Annotated in this window: 15 protein-coding genes; all 15 read right to left on the reverse strand. The window is 72.2% G+C overall.

All coding sequences use genetic code 11. The features are described 5' to 3' along the window. Window positions 1-139: 139 nt before the first annotated feature. The 15 genes from obgE to folC all read right to left on the reverse strand — a co-directional run bounded on the left by obgE (window position 140) and on the right by folC (window position 20,666). Window positions 140-1,597, reverse strand: a complete 1,458-nt coding sequence (obgE, locus tag BM385_RS17930) for a GTPase ObgE (protein WP_093843669.1) — start codon at window positions 1,595-1,597, stop codon at window positions 140-142. Window positions 1,598-1,780: 183 nt separating this feature from the next. Beyond that, window positions 1,781-2,044, reverse strand: a complete 264-nt coding sequence (rpmA, locus tag BM385_RS17935; RefSeq protein ID WP_019432869.1) for a 50S ribosomal protein L27 — start codon at window positions 2,042-2,044, stop codon at window positions 1,781-1,783. Between the two features lie 14 nt (window positions 2,045-2,058). Beyond that, window positions 2,059-2,382, reverse strand: a complete 324-nt coding sequence (gene rplU, locus BM385_RS17940) for a 50S ribosomal protein L21 (RefSeq protein WP_019432868.1) — start codon at window positions 2,380-2,382, stop codon at window positions 2,059-2,061. A 250-nt stretch (window positions 2,383-2,632) separates the two neighbouring features. Next, on the reverse strand, window positions 2,633-7,504 hold the full coding sequence (locus BM385_RS17945; protein WP_093843670.1) for an Rne/Rng family ribonuclease: 4,872 nt from the start codon (window positions 7,502-7,504) through the stop codon (window positions 2,633-2,635). Window positions 7,505-7,710: 206 nt separating this feature from the next. Beyond that, window positions 7,711-8,514 (reverse strand): TIGR03936 family radical SAM-associated protein, encoded by an 804-nt coding sequence (locus BM385_RS17950; RefSeq protein ID WP_019432867.1) that lies wholly within the window; start codon window positions 8,512-8,514, stop codon window positions 7,711-7,713. A 123-nt stretch (window positions 8,515-8,637) separates the two neighbouring features. Then, window positions 8,638-9,195 carry a GNAT family N-acetyltransferase gene (locus BM385_RS17955; RefSeq protein WP_175543030.1) on the reverse strand — a complete coding sequence of 186 codons (558 nt, stop codon included), beginning with the start codon at window positions 9,193-9,195 and terminating at the stop codon, window positions 8,638-8,640. A gap of 3 nt (window positions 9,196-9,198) precedes the next feature. Then, on the reverse strand, window positions 9,199-11,127 hold the full coding sequence (locus BM385_RS17960; RefSeq protein WP_019432865.1) for a TIGR03960 family B12-binding radical SAM protein: 1,929 nt from the start codon (window positions 11,125-11,127) through the stop codon (window positions 9,199-9,201). Window positions 11,128-11,412: 285 nt separating this feature from the next. Beyond that, the gene (rodA, locus tag BM385_RS17965) at window positions 11,413-12,543 is read right to left on the reverse strand and encodes a rod shape-determining protein RodA (RefSeq protein WP_078575918.1); all 1,131 of its coding nucleotides are present in this window, start codon (window positions 12,541-12,543) and stop codon (window positions 11,413-11,415) included. A 61-nt stretch (window positions 12,544-12,604) separates the two neighbouring features. Further along, window positions 12,605-14,917, reverse strand: a complete 2,313-nt coding sequence (gene mrdA, locus BM385_RS17970) for a penicillin-binding protein 2 (protein WP_093843671.1) — start codon at window positions 14,915-14,917, stop codon at window positions 12,605-12,607. Then, on the reverse strand, window positions 14,914-15,627 hold the full coding sequence (gene mreD / locus BM385_RS17975; protein WP_019432863.1) for a rod shape-determining protein MreD: 714 nt from the start codon (window positions 15,625-15,627) through the stop codon (window positions 14,914-14,916). The genes mrdA and mreD overlap by 4 nt, the downstream gene beginning before the upstream one ends. Window positions 15,628-15,630: 3 nt before the next feature. Beyond that, on the reverse strand, window positions 15,631-16,710 hold the full coding sequence (gene mreC, locus BM385_RS17980) for a rod shape-determining protein MreC (RefSeq protein ID WP_093843672.1): 1,080 nt from the start codon (window positions 16,708-16,710) through the stop codon (window positions 15,631-15,633). 129 nt (window positions 16,711-16,839) lie between these two features. Then, window positions 16,840-17,859 carry a rod shape-determining protein gene (locus BM385_RS17985; RefSeq protein WP_019432861.1) on the reverse strand — a complete coding sequence of 340 codons (1,020 nt, stop codon included), beginning with the start codon at window positions 17,857-17,859 and terminating at the stop codon, window positions 16,840-16,842. 352 nt (window positions 17,860-18,211) lie between these two features. Then, window positions 18,212-18,625: a nucleoside-diphosphate kinase gene (ndk, locus tag BM385_RS17990; RefSeq protein WP_019432860.1), complete on the reverse strand. Its 414-nt coding sequence runs from the start codon at window positions 18,623-18,625 to the stop codon at window positions 18,212-18,214. Between the two features lie 101 nt (window positions 18,626-18,726). Next, on the reverse strand, window positions 18,727-19,074 hold the full coding sequence (locus BM385_RS17995; protein ID WP_019432859.1) for a DUF4233 domain-containing protein: 348 nt from the start codon (window positions 19,072-19,074) through the stop codon (window positions 18,727-18,729). Beyond that, entirely contained in the window at window positions 19,074-20,666 is a 1,593-nt protein-coding gene (gene folC, locus BM385_RS18000) for a bifunctional tetrahydrofolate synthase/dihydrofolate synthase (RefSeq protein ID WP_093843673.1), read from the reverse strand. Before folC ends, BM385_RS17995 begins: the two co-directional genes overlap by 1 nt. Window positions 20,667-20,672 lie beyond the last annotated feature (6 nt).

The raw sequence follows: 20,672 nt of genomic DNA on the forward strand, positions 1-20,672 counted from the left end.
TTAACCCCTGCGGAAGACTGACTTGTCATACGGATGAATCGTTGTCGCCCGTTATCACGCTGTGACGAACATCAGGTACTCTGACCGGCTTCGCACTCGGCGCGAAGCCGGTCACATCCCGGGGCAGCCTCCGGCAATATCAGCCAAAGGGATGGAATTCATCATATTCCCGCTGAATATCGCCGGCGCCCTTCTCCCCGCGCTCCGCCTCCCGGTCCCGGCGCCGCTGCACCGCGGGCCGCTGCGCGTCCTCCATCCGCCGGTCCTCACCGCGCCGCCCCAGCAGTTCGGCGCCACCGGAGACCGACGGCTCCCAGTCGAAGACCACGGCGTTGTCCTCGGGCCCGATCGCGACCCCGTCGCCCTCCTGCGCACCCGCCTTGACCAGCGCTTCCTCGACGCCCAGCCGGTTCAGCCGGTCCGCGAGATAGCCGACCGCCTCGTCGTTGCTGAAGTCCGTCTGCCGCACCCAGCGCTCGGGCTTCTCGCCCCGCACCCGGAACAGGCTCTCGCCCTCGCGCCGCACGGTGAACCCCGCGTCGTCCACCGGCTTGGGCCGGATCACGATCCGCGTCGACTCCTCCTTGGGACGCGCCGCGCGCGCCGCCGCCACCAGCTCGGCCAGCGCGAACGACAGCTCCCGCAGCCCCTTGCGCGACACCGCCGACACCTCGAACACCGGCAGCCCGCGCGCCTGAAGGTCCGGGCGCACGATGTCCGCGAGATCCTGGCCGTCGGGGATGTCGGTCTTGTTGAGGACGATCACCCGCGGCCGGTCGGCGAGCCCGCCGTAACTGGCCAGCTCCGCCTCGATCACATCGAGATCCGACAGCGGCTCCCGGTCCGACTCCAGCGTGGCGCAGTCGAGCACATGCACCAGCACCGAACACCGCTCCACATGGCGCAGAAACTCCAGTCCGAGCCCCTTGCCCTCGCTCGCGCCCGGGATAAGTCCCGGCACATCGGCGATCGTGTACACGGTCGATCCGGTCGACACCACACCCAGATTCGGCACCAGGGTGGTGAACGGATAATCGGCGATCTTCGGCTTGGCCGCCGAAAGCACCGAGATCAGTGACGATTTACCGGCACTGGGATAGCCCACCAGCGCCACATCCGCCACCGACTTCAATTCCAGCACGATGTCCAGGGCGTCGCCCGGCTCGCCCAGCAGCGCGAACCCCGGCGCCTTGCGCCGCGCCGAGGCCAGCGCCGCGTTCCCGAGCCCGCCGCGCCCGCCGGCCGCCGCCACGAACGTGGTGCCCTCGCCGACCAGGTCGGCCAGCACCTCGCCGCGCTTGTCCAGCACCACGGTGCCGTCCGGCACCCGCAGCACCAGATCCTGGCCGTTCGCCCCGGTACGGTGCCCGCCGCCGCCCGGCTTGCCGTTGGTGGCCTTGCGGTGCGGACTGTAGTGAAACTCCAGGAGTGTGGTGACCTCGTGGTCGACAACCAGCACCACATCTCCACCGTGCCCGCCGTCACCGCCGTCCGGGCCCCCCAGCGGCTTGAACTTCTCCCGGTGCACGGAGGCGCAGCCGTGGCCCCCGTTACCCGCGGCGATGTGCAGTTCGACGCGGTCCACGAAGGTGGTCATGACGGATGCCTCCCGGCAGCTGAAACGGATGAACGAAAAACGATGAACGACAAAACCGATGCGACGGAACGGGACGGATGACACGTCCGTCCCCTCGTGCAACGCGACGAGGGCGGATCCGCTTCCCCGGCTGTCCGCTGGGAAAGCTGATCCGCCCTCGGGAGCTGTGGAACCGCCCCGTGATTACTCGGCGACCGCGACCGGAACGATGTTCACGACCTTGCGGTCACGGTGGCGGCCGAACTCCACGGAACCGGCCTCCAGCGCGAACAGCGTGTCGTCCTTGCCACGGCCGACACCCTTGCCGGGGTGGAAGTGGGTGCCCCGCTGGCGGACCAGGATCTCGCCGGCGCTCACGACCTGACCGCCGAAGCGCTTCACGCCGAGAAACTGGGGATTCGAGTCGCGGCCGTTCCGAGTGGACGACGCGCCCTTCTTGTGTGCCATGTCAGCTCAGTCCCTTACTTCGCAGCCGGGGCGGGGATGCCGGTGATCTTCAGCTGGGTGTGCAGCTGACGGTGACCGATGCGCCGCCGGTAGCCGGTCTTGTTCTTGTACTTCTGGATCCGGATCTTGTCGCCCTTGTGGTGGTCGACGACCTCGGCCGTCACCTTGACGCCCGCCAGGACCCACGGGTCGCTGGTGACGGTCTCGCCATCGACGACGAGCAGCGTGGAGAGTTCGACGGTGTCGCCGACCTTGCTGCTGGAAAGACGGTCAACCTCGATGACATCGCCGACAGCAACCTTCTGCTGACGGCCGCCGGTGCGCACGATCGCGTACACGCGGAACTCTCTCTCGCTCGATTCGGAACCCCTGATGCCAGCCGGGCGGGGCGGCGGTGAAGCACGGTGCCCGGCCTCTCCCGGGGCGCTGACGCGCACAGCACGGGAGGTGGATGCTCAGAAGCAGTGACGGGTCTGCTGACACGCCGAGGGTCAACTTTAGTTTTCACCGGGTGACGGGGTCAAATTCCGGACAGACGGCTGCCCCGTACCCGCCGGCGGGTACGGGGCAGCCACGGCCCGGGGCCGGTCAGTCCTCCGCGGAGGCGGACACCGACGGCGGTGCCTGCTGCTCCGCCGCCGCCGTCTTCTTGGCGGTGGACTTCTTCGCGGTACCGCTCTTCTTGGCCGCGGTCTTCTTGGCGGTGGCGGTCTTCTTCGCCGCCGTCTTCTTCGCCGTGGCCTTCTTGGCGGTGCTCTTCTTCGCCGTGCTCTTCTTGGCCGCCGTCTTCCGGGCGGTCTTCTTCGCCGGCGCCTCCTGCTCCGGCGCCTCCTGCCCGGCCTCGGGGGCCTTGGGCCCGGCCTCGGGGCGCTCGGCCTCCGGCCGCTCGGACGACGCGATCACCGTCACCGCCGCCTCCGCACCGCCCTCGGGCGAACCGGCCGGCGCGGACACCCGCCGCACCACCCGGCGCCGCCTGGGCGCGGGCTCCTCGGCCACCGGCGCGGGGGCCGGCTCCCGCGGAGCGGGCTCCTCGGCCCCGGCCACCGGCTCGGACGGCACGACCACCAGGGCCGGCGGCTCCTCGGCGGCCGGCTTGGGCGACCCGGCCGGAGCCGACGCCTTACGGGTACGGCGCCGCGGCGCGGGCTCCTCCGCCGCCGGGGCGGGCTCGGCGGGGGCCACCGGCTCCGGCGCGGCCTCGGTCGCCGGAACGACTGTCACCGCCTCCTCCTCGGCTGCCGCCACCGGCTTCGGGGACCCGGCGGGGGCACCCGCCCGGCGCCCGGCCCGCCGCCGGCCACGCGGACCGCGCCGCGCCGCCTCCTCGGCCTCGGCCACACTCCCGTACAGCTCCTCGTCCGGCGTGATCACCGTCGCGGGCTCGCTGACGGGCACCACCTCGGGACGGGTCTCCTCCCCGGCCTCCGGCAGCGGGGCGGGGACCGCCTCCGGCTCCGCCACGGGCTCGGGCACCGGCGCGGCCCCGACCTCGGGAGCGGGCGCCGCGGCGGCCTTCTCCTTGCGGCCGGCCTTGCCGCCCTTGCCCTTCTTGCCGCCACCGGCACCGGCGTGCGTGTGCGGCTGCTCCATGTGGACGATGACGCCCCGCCCGTTGCAGTGCACGCACGGCTCGGAGAACGACTCCAGCAGCCCCTGCCCGACCCGCTTGCGGGTCATCTGCACCAGACCCAGCGAGGTGACCTCGGCCACCTGGTGCTTGGTCCGGTCCCGGCCCAGGCACTCCAGCAGCCGCCGCAGCACCAGATCGCGGTTGGACTCCAGCACCATGTCGATGAAGTCGATGACGATGATGCCGCCGAGGTCCCGCAGCCGCAGCTGCCGCACGATCTCCTCGGCCGCCTCCAGGTTGTTCCGGGTGACGGTCTCCTCCAGGTTGCCGCCCTGCCCGGTGAACCGGCCGGTGTTCACATCGATGACCACCATGGCCTCGGTGCGGTCGATCACCAGCGAGCCGCCGCTGGGCAGCCACACCTTGCGGTCCAGCGCCTTCATCAGCTGCTCGTCGATCCGGTAGGTGGCGAAGACGTCCACCTCCGAGGTCCACCGCTGGAGCCGCTCGGACAGATCCGGCGCCACCTGCGAGACATAGCCGTGGATGGTGTTCCACGCCTCGTCACCGCTGACGATGACCTTCGAGAAGTCCTCGTTGAAGATGTCCCGCACCACACGCACGGTCATGTCGGGCTCGCCGTACAGCAGCGTCGGGGCGTTGCCCTTCTTCGCCCGCTTCTGGATCTCCTCCCACTGCGCCTGGAGCCGCTCGACGTCGCGGGTCAGCTCCTCCTCGCTGGCGCCCTCGGCGGCGGTCCGCACGATGACGCCCGCGTCCTCGGGAAGGATCTTCTTCAGGATCTGCTTCAGCCGCGCCCGCTCGGTGTCCGGCAGCTTGCGGCTGATCCCGGTCATCGACCCCTCGGGCACGTACACCAGGTACCGGCCGGGCAGCGAGATCTGACTGGTCAGCCGCGCGCCCTTGTGCCCGATCGGGTCCTTGGTGACCTGGACGAGCACGGGCTGGCCGGACTTGAGCGCCGACTCGATACGGCGCGGGCCGTTGCCGAGCCCCAGCGACTCGAAGTTGACCTCACCGGCGTACAGCACCGCGTTGCGGCCCTTGCCGATGTCGACGAACGCCGCCTCCATCGAGGGCAGCACGTTCTGCACCTTGCCGAGGTAGACGTTGCCGACGTAGCTGGAGGACTGCTCCTTGTTCACGAAGTGCTCGACGAGGACGTTGTCCTCCAGCACCCCGATCTGGGTACGGTCGCCCTGCTGCCGCACCACCATGACCCGCTCGACCGCCTCGCGGCGGGCGAGGAACTCGGCCTCGGTGATGATCGGCACCCGGCGCCGGCCCTGCTCCCGGCCCTCGCGGCGGCGCTGCTTCTTGGCCTCCAGCCGGGTGGAGCCCTTGATGGACTGCACACCGTCGCCGGCCTCGGTCGGCTCGTCCTTCTTCTTGCGCGGCTCGCGGACCTTGATGACCGTGCGCTCGGGGTCGTCGGTGCCGGTGGCCCCGCCCTCGCCCGAGTCCTCGCTGCGCCGGCGGCGACGGCGGCGGCGCCGGGACGAACCGGAGCCCGACCCCTCGCCCTGCGCGTCCTCGGCGCTCTCCTGCTCCTCGGCGGCCTCGGCGGCCTCGGCTGCGGGCTCCGCCGGGACGTCCTCGGCGGCGGTCTCGGCCTCGGTCCCGGGCCGGGAGTCGCTGTCGCCATCGGTGTCGGTCTCGGAGGCGCGCTCGGCGCTCTCCCCGCGCCGGCGGCGGCGCCCGCCACGGCGACGGCGGCGCGAGGGCCGCTCGTTCTCCTCGGCGAGCTCGGCGTCGTCGGTCTCCTCCACCAGCTCGGCCTCGTCGGGCTCGGCCTCGGCCTCGGCCAGCGCGGCGGCCTCGGCGGCGGCCCGCTCGGGCGTCTGGAACATCGGCGCCTGGAAGACCGGCGGCTGGAACACGGCGGTGGCCGGCACCGGCACGGCGGGCGGCTGCGGCTCCGATGCGCTCCCCGCACGGTCCTCGGTCACAGATCCCCTGGCCTTTCCCTCATCGATCGGCGCGGCGGCCCGCACGGCCCGCCGACGCCGGCGCGGCGCGGCGGCGTCCTCCTCGGAACCGCTCAGGTCAGCCTCCACGGCCCGCGCCCCGTCACCGCCCTGCGACACGCCCCGATCGCGGGACGGCTCGGCGGCGGCCGACCGGGTGGCCTGGCGGCTCCGGCGCGGCGCGGCGGTCTCCTCCGCCGCGTCCGTGCCCCGCGCGCTCTCGCTCGCGGCGGTGCTGTCGGGGGCGGACGCGGCCCGGGTGGCCCGGCGGCGGGTACGCGGCGCGGCGGGCTCCTCGGTTCCGGCTTCGGTCCCGGGCGCGGAGGACGGCTCGTCCGCCGCTGCGGCGGCCCGGGTGGCCCGGCGCCGGGTACGCGGCGCGGCGGGCTCCTCGGTCTGCTCGGTCTCCTGGGTGGCGGCCTGCGCCGGTGCGGCGGTCTCGGTGCCGGACTCGGCCCGGGTGGCCCGGCGGCGCTTGCGCGGCGCCGGCTCCTCGGACTCCGCCGGCTCGGCGGGAACGGCGGCGGGCTCGGCAACGGCCTCCGGCGCGGCAGCGGGACGCGTGGCACGACGGCGCTTGCGCGGCGGCGCGGCCTCGCCCGCCACCGGCTCGGCACCAGCCTCCGCCGGAACACGCGCGGGCTCCTCGGGGGCCACCGACGCGGCGGCAGCACTGTCCGCGACAGCCTCCGGCGCGGCAGCGGGACGCGTGGCACGGCGACGCTTGCGCGGCGGCGCGGCCTCGTCCGGCACCGGCTCGGCGGCGCTCTCCGCAGGCGCGGCAGCAGGCTGCTCGGCAGCCGGTGCGGTCGCGGTCTCCGCGACGGCCTCCGGCGCGGCAGCCGGACGCGTCGCCCGGCGGCGCTTGCGCGGCGCCGCGGCCTCGTCCGCCACCGGCTCGGCGGCGCTCAGCGCGGCGGAGGCGTCGGCCGCGTCGCTGTCCTGCACCGGCTGGTCCGTCCCGGCCGGGGTCTCCGGCGCGGCGGCCGGACGCGTCGTGCGGCGGCGCTTACGCGGCGCCGCGCTCTCCTCCTGGGGGGCGGTCTCGCTCGTGGCGGGTGCCTCGGTGGTCTCCGGTGCGGACGCCGCGGCCCGGGTCGTACGCCGGCGCCCGCGCGGCGCGTCGCTCTCGGCGGCGGCGTCGTCCGGGGCCGTGGCCTCGGCGGTCGCCGCCGGTTCCGGGGCGGACGCGACGCGCGTCGCCCGCCGCCGGCGGGCGGGGGCCGCCGCTTCCTGCGTGTCCTCGGACGTGACGCGCGTCGCGTCGGGCCCGGGCGCGCTGTCCTGACCGGCCGGCGCGGACGCGGCGCGGGTCGCGCGGCGGCGGCGCGGTGCCGTGGCCCCGGTGCCGCTCTCCGGCTCGCGCGTGTCGTCGGCCGGTGCGACGCGCGTCGCACCGCCGTCCTGCGTGCTGTCCTGGGCGGTGCCGTCCCCGGCGGCGGTCGTCCCGGCCGGAGCCTCGGGCGCCGCGGCGGGGCGGGTGGCGCGCCGGCGCGTTCGCGGCGCGGGCGCGGCGGTCTCGGCCGCTGTCTCGGCCGGCTCGGCTGCGGCAGCGGAAGCGGCGGTGCGGCGCCTGCGGCGCGGCGCGGCGGGCTCCGCCGTCCCCGCGTCGGCGGCGGTGTCCGCGGCGCTCGCGCCGCGCGTCACCTCGCCCGTCGCCGTACCGGCCCCGGCGGGCTCGGATGTCTGTCCGGCGCTGTCACCCGATGCGGGCGCCACCTGGGAGGCCGTCGTCTCGTTGTCGGTTGCGGCCGGCGGTCCTGCCGGCCGACTCGCCGCCCGGCGCCGCCGGCGCGGGGGCAGCGTGTCGCTGGGGGTGTCGTGGTTGTCGTCACGGTCGCGACCGAGGTCGCGTCCTGTGGTCTCGTCCGCTCCCGCGGACCCGTTCGATGCGTGCATGCGGGCGGTTCTCCCGTCACGCTCCCGGGCGCCTCGCCGATGGGCGGCGGGCAGCGCCGCTCAGGAGCTGTCGTGTCGCTCGCCGGTTCCGGTCCGTTCCCTGCGGTCCGGCTACGGCGAAAGTCTGCTGGTCGGTGCGCCTGCCGGTAACAGCCGGGCCCGAGTGGCTCCCTGGCACCATGCGGTTGGGCGGCGCGGTGACAACGTCACTGTCCGGTGATCTCCGGCGCCGCCGCGGCCTGCTGCCCGGCGGCCGTGGGTAGGGCGGCCGTGGCAGCGTCGCGGTCGGGCGCAAACGGGTCGGTCACCGTCCCGGTCCGCTCATCGAGCGGCCCCTGCGCCAGCCTGGTCACCCCAGCGGGGACCGGCGGCGCCAGGTCGGCCACACTACGCAGACCGGACAGGACGTCATCGGGTCGTACGGCAGGTGTGAGATGCCGTACTACCAGGCGCAGTATCGCACAAGGGACGGACGCGAGCGCATCGGACCCGCCGGAGGGCGAAGGGGAGGCGAACGCGTCCGCGGCTTCCAGTGCGGTGACCGCGGCTCTGGCGTCAAAAGTTCTGATGCCCTTCTTCGTCTCTCTCGACACCTCGACGGACGAAGTCGTCAGAAAAACTTTCGCGGCCCGCTCCGCTTCGGCCGGATCCACGCCCTCCAGGCGCAGTTCCCAGGCGGACGCCTCCAGCCGTTCGGCGAACCCCGAGGTCTTCGCCTCGACCGCGTCCACGATGTCCAGGCCGGCCGGCAGCGACTCGTCGAGCCGCTCCCTCAGCCAGGCCACCTCGCGCGGCGCGGCCAGCGCGATCTCCAGATACTCGGCCTCACTGGCCGTCCCGGTCGGCGCCGCGTTGGCGTAGCTGACCTTGGGATGGGGGGTGAATCCCGCGGAGTAGGCCATGGGCACCTCGGCCCGGCGCAGTGCGCGCTCGAAAGCGCGCTGGAAGTCGCGGTGGCTGGTGAACCGCAGGCGACCGCGCTTGGTGTAGCGCAGTCGTACACGCTGCACGGCGGGCGCCGGCGGCGGGCCTACGGGCTGTCGCTTGCCCAGTGTCGTCAGTCCTTCGGTGGGTACGTGCCGTACGTTTCCGTAACGGTGGCCGCCCGTGGGCGACGTTGTCTGCCCACCAGGTTACGCGCCGCCCGCGTGCGCCCCGGTCGGGATCCAGTAACGGAGCTTCTCGGCCCGCCGGTCCTCGAACACGCCCCCGGCCGCCTCGATCACCTTCCGTGACCCCACGTTGTCGAAGTCGCAGGTCAGCAGTACCTCGTCGAGCCCGAGCGCCCGCGCCCTCGGCAGCGCCGCGCGCAGCATCGCCGTCCCGTGTCCGCGCCGCCGGACCGAGGGGCGCACGTCGTACCCGATCAGCCCGCCCCACTCCAGCAGCCGCGGGGTCAGCCGGTGCCGGATGGAGAGCCGCCCCAGCCACTCGGTCCCGTCCACCCACCACAGGACGGTGGACGGGACGAACCCGGCCGGCCGGCCGCTGTCCTCGTGCGCGTCGGCCAGCGTCTCCTCGACGTAGGCGGCGAACACGGCAGCTTCCTGCCAGCGCGGCGCCCAGCGCAGGATGTCGCGCCCCAGCATCGAGTTGTCGCCCGCGCCGCCCCGGCCCTCGGCGCGGAACTCCTCCACCCCCGCGAGGAAGGAGTCCCGTACGGTCTCGGTCGGCCGGACCAGCGCGGGCACCGGCTACTTCCCGACCACGGTCAGCGGCAGCAGCTTCTTACCGGTCGGGCCGATCTGGATCTCGGTCTGCATCTGAGGACACACACCGCAATCGAAGCACGGAGTCCAGCGGCAGTCCTCGACCTCGACCTCGTCCAGCGCGTCCTGCCAGTCCTCCCAGAGCCAGTCCTTGTCCAGACCGGAGTCCAGGTGGTCCCAGGGCAGGACCTCCTCGTAGGAGCGCTCGCGGGTGGTGTACCAGTCGACGTCCACGCCGTAGCCGGGCAGCACCCGGGCCGCGCACTCCATCCACTGGTCGTAGGAGAAGTACTCGCGCCAGCCGTCGAACCGGCCGCCCGCCTCGTACACCGCGCGGATCACCGCGCCGACCCGCCGGTCGCCGCGCGACAGCAGGCCCTCGACGATGCCGGGCTTGCCGTCGTGGTAGCGGAAGCCGATGGAGCGGCCGTACTTCTTGTCGCCGCGGATGCGGTCCCGCAGCTTCGCCAGCCGGGCGTCGGTCTCCTCGGAGGACAGCTGCGGCGCCCACTGGAACGGGGTGTGCGGCTTGGGTACGAAGCCGCCGATCGACACGGTGCAGCGGATGTCGTTGGAGCCGGACACCTTGCGGCCCTCGGCGATGACGCGGGTGGCCATGTCGGCGATCTGGAGCACGTCCTCGTCGGTCTCGGTGGGCAGCCCGCACATGAAGTACAGCTTCACCTGCCGCCAGCCGTTCCCGTACGCCGTGGAGACGGTCCGGATCAGGTCCTCCTCGGAGACCATCTTGTTGATGACCTTCCGGATCCGCTCGCTGCCGCCCTCGGGCGCGAAGGTCAGGCCGGAGCGGCGGCCGTTGCGGGTCAGCTCGTTCGCCAGATCGATGTTGAACGCGTCCACCCGGGTCGAGGGCAGCGACAGACCGATCTTGTCCTCTTCGTAGCGGTCCGCGAGCCCGCCCGCGACATCCGCGATCTCGCTGTGGTCGGCGGAGGACAGCGACAGCAGCCCGACCTCCTCGAAGCCGGTCGCCTTCAGGCCCTTGTCCACCATGTCGCCGATACCGGTGATCGACCGCTCCCGCACCGGACGGGTGATCATCCCCGCCTGGCAGAACCGGCAGCCGCGCGTGCAGCCCCGGAAGATCTCCACCGACATCCGCTCGTGCACCGTCTCGGCGAGCGGCACCAGCGGCTGCTTCGGGTACGGCCACTCGTCCAGGTCCATCACGGTGTGCTTGGACACCCGCCACGGCACCCCGGAGCGGTTCGGCACCATGCGCGCGATCCGGCCGTCCGGCAGGTACTCGACGTCGTAGAACCCCGGGACGTACACCCCGCCGGTCTTCGCCAGCCGCAGCAGCAGCTCCTCGCGCCCGCCGGGGCGGTCCGCCGCCTTCCAGGCGCGCACGATCTCGCTGATCTCCAGCACGGCCTGCTCGCCGTCCCCGATCACCGCGCAGTCGATGAACTCCGCGATCGGCTCCGGGTTGAACGCGGCGTGCCCGCCCGCCACCACCACCGGGTGGTCCTCGGTGCGCTCCGCCGCGCTGAGCGGGATGCCCGCCAGGTCCAGCGCGGTCAGCAGGTTCGTGTAGCCCAGCTCGGTGGAGAAGGACACCCCGAACAGGTCGAAGGCGCCCACCGGGCGGTGCGCGTCCACCGTGAACTGGGGCACCTCGTGCTTGCGCATGAGTTCCTCCAGATCCGGCCACACGCTGTAGGTGCGCTCGGCCAGCACGCCCTCGCGCTCGTTCAGCACCTCGTAGAGGATCATGACGCCCTGGTTGGGCAGCCCGACCTCGTACGCGTCCGGGTACATCAGCGCCCAGCGCACATCGCAGGCGTCCCAGTCCTTGACGGTGGAGTTCAGCTCACCGCCCACGTACTGGATCGGCTTCTGGACATGCGGAAGCAGGGCCTCCAGGCGCGGGAACACCGACTCGACAGGCATGAACTCGTGTCTTTCCGAAGAGGGCTGAATCGCCTGCCCAGGTTACAGCTCCCGTTCGTACCCCTCGGCCAGTTCCCGCTCCCGCCCGCAGCGGCGGCGCGGCCAGCAGGTGCGCCAGCGCGTCCCGCAGCGCCCGGTACCGCTCGCTCTCCAGCGCCCGCACGGCGGCCACCGGCCCGGTGCCGGTCACCTCCGGCAGCGGGCCGGTGGCCTTCTCCAAGCGCTCCGTTCCGCTCGCGCCGCCGACCGCCATACGCCCTCACCTCCACGGTAGGGAGCGATGGCTCAGGCCGACAGCGGGCGCTTCATCCGGATGGACTGGAGCAGCCCTATCGCGATCCAGCCGACGAACATGGAGGTGCCGCCGTAGGAGAGGAACGGCAGCGGGATCCCGGCGACCGGCATGATGCCCAGCGCCATGCCGATGTTCTCGAAGGACTGGAACGCGAACCAGGCGACGATCCCGGCGGCGATCAGCGTGCTGTACAGATCGGTGGCTTCCTTGGCGATGCGCAGCGCCCGCCACAGCACGACGCCGATGAGCAGGATTATCCCGCCGGCACCGACGAAGCCGAGTTCCTCGCCGGCGACGGTGAAGATGAAGTCGGTCTGCTGCTCGGGCACGAACTGGCCGGTGGTCTGGGTGCCCTCGAAGAGGCCCTTGCCGAACACGCCCCCGCCACCGATGGCGATCCGGGCCTGGTTGGTGTTGTAGCCGACGCCCGCCGGGTCGAGCGCGGGGTTGGCGAAGGCGGCGAAGCGGTTGATCTGGTACTCGTCGAGGATGTCGAGGAGCCAGACGAGGACGCCGCCGACGACGGCCGCCGCGAGCAGTCCCGAGGTCCACCACAGGGAGGCGCCGGAGGCGAGCAGCATGCCGAGGACGATGACGCACAGGACCATCGCGGTGCCCATGTCGTCGATGAGGACGATGGTCACCGGCACCATGGCCAGGGCCAGCGCCTGGAGGACGGCGCGGCGCCTGGGGTGTTCGCTGTCGCCGGCGTCGACCTGGGCGGCGAGCACCATGGCCATCACGAGGACGACGGCGACCTTGGCGAACTCTCCCGGCTGGATGGTGTAGCTGCCGATGGAGAGCCAGTTGCGCTGGCCGTTGATCTCGGTGCCGAGCGGGGTGAAGACCAGCAGCATCACCACGAGGGTGAAGCCGAAGTAGACGGGGACCGCGCTGCGCAGCCGGTGGTGTCCCAGCCACATGACGGCCACCGCCAGGGCTATGCCGACGGCGAGGTTGATGGACTGGCGGATCAGGAAGTACTGCGGGTCGCCGTTGTTGATCTCGGTGCGGTTGCGGGTGGCGGACCACACCAGCAGGCAGCCGACGACGGACAGCGCGCCGGCCGCCAGCAGCATGATCCAGTCGATGCGGCGGGCGGTGGAGTCGCGGGCGACCATCCGCCGCCAGGCGCTCTTGCGGGGGGCGAAGCGCCCGATGCTCAGGGAGTAGTCGCCCACGTCAGTCGTTCGATCCTTCGTCGCGCCTGACCACGTTCCACTGCTCGCCGGACGGGTCGTCGCCCGGGGGTTGCTGGTTGCCGTCGCGGTCGCCGCCGCCGACGCCGTCCGGGAGTTGCCGGTCGCCCGGGTCCTCCTCCTCGCCGTCCTCGCCGTCCGCTCCGTCGCGGCCCTCTTCGCCCTCTTCGCCTTCCTCGCCTTCCTCGCCCCTGGGCTCGTCCCGCTCGGCGACGATGGTGCCGTTCTCGTCGATCTCGGGCAGCGCGGCCTGCGGGGTGGGCAGCAGGGCCAGGTCGGCGTTGACCGACCCGTCCTCGCCGACGCCGTAGATCGCCTCGTAGATGTTGCGCACGGCGGGGCCGGAGGCACCCGAGCCGGTGCCGGCCTGGGAGATGGTCATCACCACGGTGTAGTCGGGCGAGAAGGTGGCCAGCCAGGAGGTGGTCTGCTTGTCGCCGGAGGCTTCGGCGGTACCGGTCTTGGCGTGCAGCGGGATCTCGCTCTGCGGCCAGCCCATGAACCGCCAGCTGGCGCTGCCGGTGGTGATGACGGACTCGGTGGCGGACTGGAGGTCGGCGACGGTCTGGGCGTCGGCGGGCAGCTGGCCCGCGACCACCGGGTCGATCTCCTCCAGCAGGGTGCCGTCCGCGCCGATGATGGCCTTGCCGACGGACGGCTCGTACAGGGTGCCGCCGTTGGCGATGGCCGCGTAGACGCTCGCCATCTGGATCGGGGTGACCAGCACGTCGCCCTGCCCGATGGAGAAGTTGAGCATGTCACCGGCGCGCATCTTCATGCCCTCGGCGCAGTTCTCGCGGGCGATGCGGGCGGCGTAGTCCTCGCGGTCGGTCTCGGCGACCTCGCACCAGTTGTCCTTGTTCAGCTCCCAGTAGTCCTGCTTCCACTGCCGGTCGGGAACCCGGCCGCTGGCCTCGTCCGGCAGGTCGATGCCGGTGCGGGCGCCGAGGCCGAAGCCGTGGGCGGTGGTGAACAGCCAGTCGTCCGGGTCGTCCTTGGGGTTGATGCCGCCGTCCCGCTCCCACTCGCGGTGCGCGATGCCGTAGAAGACGGTGTTGCAGGACACCTCGATGGCGCGGTGCAGGCTGATCATGCCGTAGCCCTGCGACTCGAAGTTCTTGAACGTCTGGTTGCCGATGCTGTACGAGGAGCCGCAGTCGTAGCGGCCGTCGAAGTCGTAGCCGGCGTTGACGGCGGCGGTGGAGGTGATCACCTTGAACGTGGAGCCGGGCGGGCTCTGGCCCTGGATGGCCCGGTTGAGCAGCGGGTAGTTGGAGTCGTCACCGGTGAGGGCCTGGTAGTTGTCGGTGGAGATGCCGCCGACCCACACGTTCGGGTCGTAGTCGGGGGCGGAGGCCATGGCGACCACGCGGCCGGTGGCGTTCTCCAGGACGACGACGGCGCCGGAGTCGGCCTCGTAGTTGCGGCCGGTGATCTCGTCCCGCTGGTTGCGGGCCTCCTCCATGGCGCCGATGAGTTCCTGTTCGGCGACGGCCTGCACCCGGGAGTCGATGCTGGTGACGACGTTGGCGCCGGCCGCGGCGTCCTCGCCCTCGGCCTCGCCGATGACCCGGCCGAACTTGTCCACCTCGTAGCGGGTGACGCCCGGCTGGCCGCGCAGATAGCTGTCGTAGGTCCGCTCCAGGCCGGCCCGGCCGATCTGGTCGGAGCGCAGCAACGGCGCGTCGGTGTCCTTGGCGTCGGCGACCTCGTCGTCGGTGACCGGCGAGAGGTAGCCGAGCACCTGCGCGGTGTGCGCCCCGTACGGCGCGGGGTAGCGGCGTACGGCGGTGGGTTCCGCGCTGACACCGGGGAAGTCCTCGGCGCGCTCGCGGATCTGGAGCGCCTGCTGCGGGGTGGCCTCGTCCGTGATGGGGATCGGCTGGTAGGGCGAGCCGTTCCAGCACGGCTGCGGGGTCTGCGCGTCGCACAGCCGGATGCGCTGGGCGATCTCCTCGTACTCCATGCCGAGCAGTTCGGCCAGATTGGTGAGGACCGCTTCGCCGTTGTCCTTCATCCGGGTGAGTTTGCTGCGGTCGGCGGAGACCACGAGCCGGGTCTCGTTGTCGGCGATCGGCACGCCGCGCGCGTCCAGGATGGCGCCGCGCACGGCGGGCTGCACGACCTGCTGCACATGGTTGCCGGCCGCGGCGGCGGCGAACTCGTCGCCCTGCCGGATCTGGAGGTACCACAGCCGGCCGCCGAGGGTCAGCAGCAGCGAGAAGACCAGTATCTGGATGATGATCAGCCGGATGGTGACCCGCGAGGTCCGCCCGGTCTCCGGGATATTGCTCACAGTCGCTTGACCCCCTTGATGCGCCCCGCCCGGTTGCGGGCCGAGCGGCTGAGCAATGTGCTGCGCTGGCCGCCGATCCTGGCGGCCTTGCCGTAACGGGTACGGCGGCCCCCGCCGCGGGTGCTCAGGCCGGTGCCGCCGCCCATCCAGCCGGCGAGGCCGTCCCCGCCGGAGGAGGAGCCGCCGGAGCCCTCGCCCTTGAGCGGGTCGTTCTCCAGCCGGCGGGCCATGCTCATCACCAGCGGCACAGTGAACGGGGCCAGCAGCAGGTCGTAGAGCGTGGCCGTCAGCAGCAGCCCGGTCAGCCCGACGTGGCGGGCGGCGGTGTCGCCGACGAGGGCGCCGACGCCCGCGTACAGCAGGGTGGAGGAGAGTGCGCCGCCGGCCACCACCAGCATCGGGACGGTCGCCGAACGGTGCTGGCCGGTCTCCGGCTTGGTCAGCCCGGCCGCGTAACCGATGACGCACAGCACCAGGGCGTAGCGGCCCACGGCGTGGTCGGCGGGCGGGGCGAGGTCGGCGAGCAGGCCGGCGCCGAAGCCGACCAGCGCGCCGCCGACGTGGCCGTAGACCAGGGCCAGGCCGAGGACGGTGAGGAGCAGCAGATCGGGGACGGCGCCGGGCAGTTGCAGCCGGGCGAGCACCGTGACCTGGAGTACGAGGGCCACGACGACGAGGATCACCGCGAGGATCGTGCGGGATACGCGCATGGGTCAGCTCCTGGTGGCGGGGTCGTCGTCGTCCTGGTCCGCGTCCTGCTCCCGGCGGCCGGTGCTGTCGCCGGTGCCGTCCTCGCCGGTGCCGCCGGGGGACTCGCCGGGCGTGGAGCGGTTGCCGATGCCGGCGTCGGACTCCTCGTCCGTGCCCTCCGTCCCGTCCTCGCCGCCGCCGGCGCGCTGCCCGGTGTCGTCCTCGGACGTCTTCTCGTCCTCGGGCCGGGGCGGCAGCACCGCGTCGCGCGGGTTCTCGCGCGGCGGGTCGACGACGACGCCGACGAGGTCGAGCCGGGTGAAGGCCACGTACGGGCGGACCTGGACGGTACGGGTCAGGTCCCCGGCCGTGCGGTCCACGCTGATGACCTCGCCGACCGGGACGCCCGGTACGAACGGCTTGTCGTCGGCGGAGCCGAAGGTGACCAGCCGGTCGCCCTTCTTGACCTGGGCGGCCTGGTTGAGCAGCTGCACATCGAGCGCGTTGTCGCCGCGTCCGGTGGCGAAGCCGAGTTCGTCGCTGCCCTCCAGCCGGGTGCCGACGGTGAAGCCGGGGTCGTTGGCGAGCAGCACGGTGGCGGTGCTGGGGCCGACGGTGGTGACGCGCCCGACCAGGCCGTCGCCGTTGAGCACCGTCATGTCGCGGGCGATGCCGTCCTTGCTGCCGGCGTCGATGGTGACGGTCCAGGAGAAGCCCTGGGTGGCGCCGATGGCGATGACCTGCGCGCCGACGATGCCGTACTGGCCGGCGCCGGCGGTCTGCAGCATGTCGTCCAGTTGCTGTATCCGCGAATCGCGGTGCGCGTCACTGCCGAGCTGCTGGCGCAGTTCGGCGTTCTCCCGTTCGAGTTCGCTGATGCGGTCGTGCCGGCTGCCGGATTCCCGGACGGCGGCGATCGCGTTGCCCACCGGGTCGACCGCCGAGGCGACGCCGTTCTCGACCGGGCCGAAGAAGGCCGCGGCGGCCTCCCGCGGGCCGTTGAGCGGGGACTCCTCCCCGCCCCGGATGTCCATCGTGATCAGCGCGAACGCGATGGATACCAGCAGAACGAGAAGCAGTCGGCTCTCTCGTGTGTCCCTCACGTGCGGCGGCCGTGCCTTTCTGGAACAGGAAATCGATGGGGAGTCTCCACCACTAACGATCCGCCGCGTGGATTGGTGTCCTCCACGCGGCGGATCGGGGGTGTCCGGCCGGGCTGCGCGGCGGGGTGCTCAGCGCCTGGGCTGGGCGTCGAGGACCTGCTGCAGGGCCTCGAACTCCTCGACGCACTTGCCGGAGCCGAGCGCGACCGAGTCCAGCGGGTCCTCGGCGATGTGGATCGGCATGCCGGTCTCGCGGCGCAGCCGCTCGTCCAGGCCGCGCAGCAGGGCGCCGCCGCCGGTCAGGACGATGCCGCGGTCCATGACGTCGCCCGACAGCTCCGGCGGGCACTTGTCGAGCGTCGTCTTGACCGCGTCGACGATGGAGTTGACCGGCTCCTCCATGGCCTTGCGCACCTCGGCGGAGGAGATCACCACGGTCTTCGGGAGCCCGCTGACCAGGTCGCGGCCCCGGATCTCGGTGTGCTCGTCCTCGTCGGTCTCGTAGGCCGAGCCGATGGTGATCTTGATGCTTTCCGCGGTGCGCTCGCCCAGGAGGAGGCTGTACTCCTTCTTGATGTGCTGGATGATCGCGTTGTCCAGCTCGTCGCCGGCCACCCGGATGGACTGCGCGGTGACGATGCCGCCCAGCGAGATGACCGCGACCTCGGTGGTGCCGCCGCCGATGTCCACCACCATGTTGCCGGTGGCCTCGTGGACCGGCAGGCCGGACCCGATGGCCGCGGCCATCGGCTCCTCGATGATGTGCACCTGGCGGGCACCGGCCTGGGTGGACGCCTCGATGACGGCGCGCCGCTCGACCCCGGTGATACCGGAGGGCACGCACACCACGACCCGGGGGCGGGCGAGATAACGCCGCTTGTGGATCTTGAGAATGAAGTAGCGGAGCATTCGCTCCGTGATCTCGAAATCGGCGATGACCCCGTCTTTCAGGGGACGTACCGCGACGATGTTGCCGGGGGTCCGGCCGATCATCTTCTTCGCCTCGGCACCGACCGCGAGAATGCCGCCGGTGTTGGTGTTGATGGCGACGACCGACGGCTCATTGAGTACGATCCCGCGACCCCTGACGTACACCAGCGTATTGGCCGTCCCGAGGTCGACTGCCATGTCACGTCCGATGAACGACATATTGTTCGCCATAGGGATACATCTGGCCTTCCAGCTGGAGCGATGTGGGCGGGGAGGTCGGCACGGGGGTGCGATGAACGGTGCGCGCCTGGGGGGTACTCCCTCGCCCGGACGGGAGTCCGGGGAGGAGTGTGGCGGCTGATGCCATCGTATCCACGGCCGGTCGAACACGGAGCGCCGGAGCGCCGCTTTCGCCATTGTCGCGGGAACCGTGCCCGCCCTCCATCATGGTGACGTCGTGTTCGGGTGACGGGTTCCCTCGTTCGACTGTACATACCACAAAGGCGGAATGCGCTCAGGCTGATGCCGCAGGCCGGACCCCGTGTCGGACTGACGGGGATTCAGCGGGGATTCAGTCGCGCCCGGGGAAGAAGATTTTCAGCTCGCGCTCGGCGGATTCCTCGGAGTCCGAGGCGTGGATCAGGTTCTCCCGGACGATCGTCCCGAAGTCGCCCCGAATGGAACCGGGCGCGGCGGCGATCGGGTCGGTCGGGCCCGAGAGGGTGCGCAGCCCCTCGATGACCCGCTCGCCCTCCACCGTCAGCGCCACCGAGGGGCCGGAGGTCATGAACTCCAGCAGCGGCTCGTAGAACGGCCGGCCCTTGTGCTCCGCGTAGTGCGTCTCCAGCGTGGCCCGGTCCAGGGTGCGCAGTTCGAGCGCGGTGATGGTCCAGCCCGCCTTCCGCTCGATGCGGCCGATGATCTCGCCGATCAGACCCCTCCTGACCGCGTCCGGCTTCAGGAGGACAAGGGTGCGCTGGGACATGGTGGGCGGCTCCTGGGGAGACAGGGGAATCCGGGAAATCCGGGGAAGTCTGAGCGGCACCTTACCCAAGATGCGGCCCCCGTCTCTCACCAGGGCCGGGGCTACTGGGGCACGGCCGCGGCCCCGGCCGCGTGCGCGGCCTTGATCTCGTCCACCTTCCGGCCGAAATGGACCGATGCCCACCACAGCCCGGCGAAGATCACGCCGAGCACGAACATCGCCGGGACCACGAACCCGCTCGCGATCAGCGCGATCTGGAGGGCCCAGCCGAACTGCACCCCGCCGGGCCGGGTCACCCAGCCGCACAGCAGCAGGCACAGCACCATCGCGGTGCCGCTGACCGCCCAGATGGTGGTCGCCGAGGTGTCGGTCAGCCGCACCGCGACCAGCCCGGCCAGACCGATGACCAGCACCTCGGAGATCAGCGTGGAGGCACACAGGGTACGCATCAGCGGTCCCCCGTTTCCCGGCCGCCGCCGCGCCGGCCCGGGCCGCGCAGCAGCATGCGCGCCTCGCCGACCGTGATGACGGAGCCGGTGATCAGCACCCCGGCGCCGGCGTACTCGTCCTCCGCCTCGGCCAGCGAGATCGCCGCCTCCAGCGCGTCGTCCAGCCGCGGCTCGACCTGCACCCGGTCCTCGCCGAAGACCTCGACGGCCACCGCGGCGAGCTGGTCCACGTCCATGGCGCGGTGGCTGGAGTTCCGGGTCACCACGATCTCGGTGAAGATCGGCTCGAAGGCCTCCAGCACCCCGGTGACGTCCTTGTCGGCGCTGGGGCCGACCACCCCGATGAGCCGGCTGAAGCCGAACGCCTCGGAGACGGCGGCGGCTGCCGCCTGCGCGCCGCCCGGGTTGTGCGCGGCGTCCAGCAGCACCGTGGGGCTGGAGCGGATCACCTCAAGACGCCCCGGCGAGGTGACGGCGGCGAACGCGGCCCGCACCACCTCGATGTCCAGGGTGCGCGAGGCCTGGGTGGCGCCGATGCCGAAGAACGCCTCCACCGCCGCGAGCGCCACCACCGCGTTGTGCGCCATGTGCTCGCCGTGCAGCGGAAGGAAGATGTCGGGGTACTCACCGCCGAGGCCGCGCAGCGTCAGCAACTGCCCGCCGACCGCGATCTCCCGGGACACCACGCCGAACTCCATGCCCTCCCGGGCCACCGTGGCGTCCACCTCGACGGCGCGGCGCAGGATCACCGAGGCGGCCTCAATCGGCTGCTGGGCCAGCACCACCGTGGCGTCCTGCTTGACGATGCCGGACTTCTCGGCGGCGATCTCGGCGGGCGTGCCGCCCAGCCGGTCGGTGTGGTCCAGGCTGATCGGGGTGATCACCGCCACCCCGGCGTCCAGCACATTGGTGGCGTCCCAGGTGCCGCCCATCCCGACCTCGACCACGGCCACGTCCACCGGGGCGTCGGCGAAGGCCGAGTAGGCCATCGCGGTGAGCACCTCGAAGAACGAGAGGCGGTACTCCTCCCGGGCGTCCACCAGCTCCACGTACGGCTTGACGTCCTCGTACGCGGCGACGAACCGCTCGGCGGGCAGCGGCGCGCCGTCCAGGCTGATCCGCTCGGTGATGGACTGCACATGCGGGCTGCTGTACCGGCCGGTGCGCAGCTCGAAGCCGCCGAGCAGCGCCTCGATCATCCGGGCGGTGCTGGTCTTCCCGTTGGTGCCGGTGATGTGGATCGCCGGGTAGGCGCGCTGGGGCTCGCCGAGCACGTCCATCAGGGCCTTGATCCGGGTGACGGACGGGTCGAGCTTCGTCTCGCCCCAGCGCTTGGACAGCTCCGTCTCGACCTCGCGCAGCGCCCGGTCCACCTCCGGGTCGGCCGGGCGGTCCGGCACGCCGTCCCCGGCGGGCGGGCCCGCCTGGGTGCGCAGCGTGCGGCTGCCGGCCTCGATCACCGCGAGATCCGGGTCCCGCTGCGTCTCGGCACCGATCAGCTCCTCGAAGGCCGCGGCGTCGAAGTCGCCGGGGGTGCCGGCCTCGCCGGAATCGCCGGAATCGGGGGGCTCGGGGCGGGAGTGCTCAGTCACGGTGCC

It is taken from the genome of Streptomyces harbinensis (assembly GCF_900116145.1).
In the GTDB taxonomy this organism is placed as follows: Bacteria; Actinomycetota; Actinomycetes; order Streptomycetales; family Streptomycetaceae; genus Streptomyces; species Streptomyces carpaticus.